Origin of the sequence: Streptomyces phyllanthi, from assembly GCF_009377205.1 — a bacterium.
Classification (GTDB): domain Bacteria; phylum Actinomycetota; class Actinomycetes; order Streptomycetales; family Streptomycetaceae; genus Streptomyces; species Streptomyces phyllanthi.
Genome location: NZ_VJZE01000655.1, coordinates 1 through 3,745 on the forward strand (window position 1 = coordinate 1; position 3,745 = coordinate 3,745).

Annotated in this window: 2 protein-coding genes; both read left to right on the forward strand. The window is 72.1% G+C overall.

Features of this window, described 5'->3' with window-relative positions:
- The first annotated feature begins 137 nt into the window (after positions 1–137).
- Entirely contained in the window at positions 138–2,750 is a 2,613-nt protein-coding gene (locus tag FNH04_RS42865) for an AMP-binding protein (RefSeq protein ID WP_322725496.1), read from the forward strand.
- A 197-nt stretch (positions 2,751–2,947) separates the two neighbouring features.
- Positions 2,948–3,724: a class I SAM-dependent methyltransferase gene (locus FNH04_RS42870; protein ID WP_322725497.1), complete on the forward strand. Its 777-nt coding sequence runs from the start codon at positions 2,948–2,950 to the stop codon at positions 3,722–3,724.
- Positions 3,725–3,745: the final 21 nt, after the last annotated feature.

Consider the following 3,745-nt stretch of genomic DNA (forward strand, 5'->3'; position numbering starts at 1 on the left):
CCCCTGCTCCGTCCGCCATTCCCAGCCCGCGCCCCACCCCGGCTCCGTTTCCATTTCCGCTCCCGGAGCCGTCCGAAGGGCAGCCCAGCGCACGGCCCGGGCGACCGCACACCGCACGCCCCATACGGCCGCGCGGTGTGCCCTTCGCCCGCGAACTCGCCTCGTACGGCGACCGCGTCGCGTTCCACACCGCGACCGGTGACATGAGCTACCGCACACTCGCCCAACGCGTCGCCGCCACCGCCGAACGCCTCGGCCCCGTACGCCGGCTGGTCCTCCTGGCCGGGGCCAACCGGCCCGACGCGCTCGTGGTCCACCTCGCGGCCCTCGCCTCGGGCCACCCCGTACTCCTCGTCCCCGGCGACAGTGACAGCACGATCGACGCCCTGACCGCCGCGTACGACCCGGACGTGGTGGCCCGGGCGGACCGCCGCGGTGTCTGGTCCCTCGATGAACGGCGCCGCGGCAGCGCCCACACCCTCCACCCGGACCTCGCGCTGCTGCTCAGCACCTCGGGTTCGACCGGCTCGCCCAAGCTGGTGCGGCTCTCCCACGAGAACGTGCAGGCCAACGCCGAGTCCATCGCCACCTACCTCGGCATCTCCGACACCGACCGCGCGGCGACGACCCTCCCCCCGCACTACTGCTACGGCCTGTCGGTCATCCACAGCCATCTGGTGCGCGGGGCCGGGCTGATCCTCACGGACCGGTCGGTGTCGGACCCCGCCTTCTGGGAGGAGTTCCGCACGGCCCGCGGGACCTCGCTGGCCGGGGTGCCGTACACCTTCGACCTGCTCGACCGCGTCGGCTTCGCGCGGATGGACCTGCCGCATCTGCTCCGCGTCACCCAGGCCGGGGGGCGGCTGGCCCCGGAACGCGTGGCGCGCTACGCCGAGTTGGGGCGCCGCTCCGGCTGGGAGCTGTTCGTGATGTACGGGCAGACCGAGGCGACGGCCCGCATGGCGTACCTGCCGCCGCACCTCGCCGCAAAGCGCCCTGAGGCCGTGGGGGTGCCGATACCCGGCGGGTCCTTCCGGCTGGCCCCCGCGGAGGGGAACGGCCACGGCCCGGAGACCGGTGAACTCGTCTACTCGGGGCCGAACGTGATGCTCGGTTACGCCGAGACCCCGGCCGACCTCGCCCTCGGCCGCACCGTACGGGAGCTGCACACGGGTGATCTCGCCCGGCGGGCTCCCGACGGGCTGTACGAGATCGTCGGCCGCCGCAGCCGGTTCGCGAAGATCCTCGGTCTGCGGATCGACCCGCAGCGCGTCGAGACACTGCTGGAGGAGCACGGTGTCACGGCCTACTGCTCGGGGGACGGTGACGCGCTGGCGGTGGCGGCGGTGGGCAGCGGGGAGGACGAGGCTCAGCTGCGGCGGCTGGTCGCGGAGGGATGCGGGCTTCCGGCCCGCGCGGTACGGGTCCGGGCCCTCGCCGAACTCCCCCGGCTCGCCACCGGCAAGCCCGACTACGAAGCCGTACGACGCCTGACGCGCCCGGTGCCGGAGGAACGGCCCTTCCCGGCCGGGAACGTGCGTGACCTGCGTGGCTTGCGCGCGCTCTACGCCGAGATCCTCGACCGTCCCGCGGCCACCGTCACCGAGGACAGCACCTTCGTCGGCCTGGGCGGCGACTCGCTCTGCTACGTCGAGATGTCCCTGCGGCTGGAGGAGGCGCTCGGCGTCCTGCCCACCGACTGGCACACGAGACCGATCCGCGAACTGCGCTCACTGGCAACGCCCGGACGGGAAGCGGACTCCCCCGTGGGGCCCGACCGCTCCCCGCGGCCACCGCAGCGCCCACGCTCCCTGGAGACCGGGATCGCCCTACGGGCCATCGGGATCGTCCTCATCGTCGGGTCCCACATCCCGGTCTTCTCGCTCCAGGGCAGCGCCCATGTCCTGATCGGCGTGGCGGGCTTCAACTTCGCCCGCTTCCATCTGACCGCCGCGGCCCACCGCGAGCGCCTACGGCACCTGTGGCGCAGCATCGCCCGCATCGCCGTACCGAGCGTGGTGTGGATCACCGGCGCGGTGGTGCTGACCGGCCTGTACGACCCGGCCAACGCCCTGCTGCTCAACAGCCTCCTCGACCAGGGCACCGAACGCCACGAGTGGCACTACTGGTTCGTGGAGGCCCTGGTCTACTTCCTGTTGGTGCTGGGCGTGCTGATGGCGGTACCGCTGCTGGACCGGCTGGAGCGCCGACACGCCTTCGGGGTGCCGCTGACACTGGTGGCGATCGGTCTGATCGGCCGCTACGACCTGCTGGAACTGGCCCCCGCCCGCTTCCATCTGGGCCCCGCCGTGGTCTTCTGGCTGTTCGCCCTGGGCTGGGCGGCGGCCCGGGCGACGTCCGTACGGCAGCGCGCCCTGCTCACGGCCACGCTCGCCCTCACCACACCGGGTCTGTTCGGCGACCAGCCCCTGCGCACCGCCCTCGTGGTGACCGGGCTGTCCCTGCTGATCTGGGTGCCGACGCTCCCCAGCCTGGGTCCGCTCAACCGCGTCGCGGGCGTGCTGGCGAGCAGTTCTCTGTACATCTACCTGACCCACTTCCAGGTCTACCCCCTCCTTCGGGACGACTTCCCCGTCCTCGCCCTCTTCGCCTCCCTTGCGATCGGCATCGGGTACGCGACGCTGGCCACGCGGGTGGTGCGGCGGCTCTCGAGAAAGTGGCTCGGACGCGGGCTCCAGACTCAAGGCTCCGGACTCCGACTCCGGATTCCGAACTCGACGAGAAAGTGACCCGCGCTCCACCGGAAACACCCCCGAGACGAGCCCCGGGGCAGGCGCGAACGACCCGGCACACGGGCTACGGCAGAGGGGGACATCCGGTTCGCGCAAGCCCGTCCATGCCCTGCAGGACCACTCCGGGCACCCGGCCTGAGCTGGTCTTTTCCCTCCCTTCGGCCTAGCGTCGACCTGTCTCGGAAGGGGGACCTGTGGACCGGAAGAACCCGAGCAATCAACCGATCCCGACGGACCGGAACATCCGCACCGTCGAAGACGTACTCACACTCCTCGACGGCCTGTTCGCACCCGAGGCCGACCGCTGGAGTCAGGGCGGCGCCGACTGGTGGGACGGTTTCTACGCCGACCGCTCCAGATCCGTGCCGTTCTTCGTGGCGAAGCCGGACGAGAGCCTCGTGTCCCACCTCGACCGGAAGCTGGTCGCCCCGGCCGGCCGAGCCCTCGACCTCGGCTGCGGACCGGGCCGGAACGCTCTGCACCTCGCCTCCCGGGGCTGGGAGGTGGACGCCATCGACCTCTCCCCCACCGCGATCGCCTGGGCCGAAGAGCGCGCCCGTGAGGCGGGGGTCGCCTGCGGCCTGCGTTTCCACTGCGGTGACGCCTTCGCGCCCGATGGGGTCGCTGCCGAACTGACCGCGCCCTACGACCTGATCCACGACTCCGGGTGCTTCCACCACCTGCCGCCTCACCGCCGTGTCAGCTACCTCGCTCTCATCGACCGCGTCCTCGCTCCGGGCGGCCACTTCTCCCTCACCTGCTTCGCCGCCGGCGGCATGGGCTCCGAGCTGCCCGACCCCGCCTTCTACCAGCAAGCCGGCCTGCACGGCGGTCTCGCCTACACGCCGGAGTCACTGCGCTGGATCTTCTCCGATCTGACGGAGGTCGAACTGCGCCGCATGCGCGACGAGCCGCCCGAGTCCCCGCACTTCGGCGAACCCTTCCTCTGGACCGCGCTGTTCCGGAGTTGACCGGGGCCGCCCCCTCCCCCC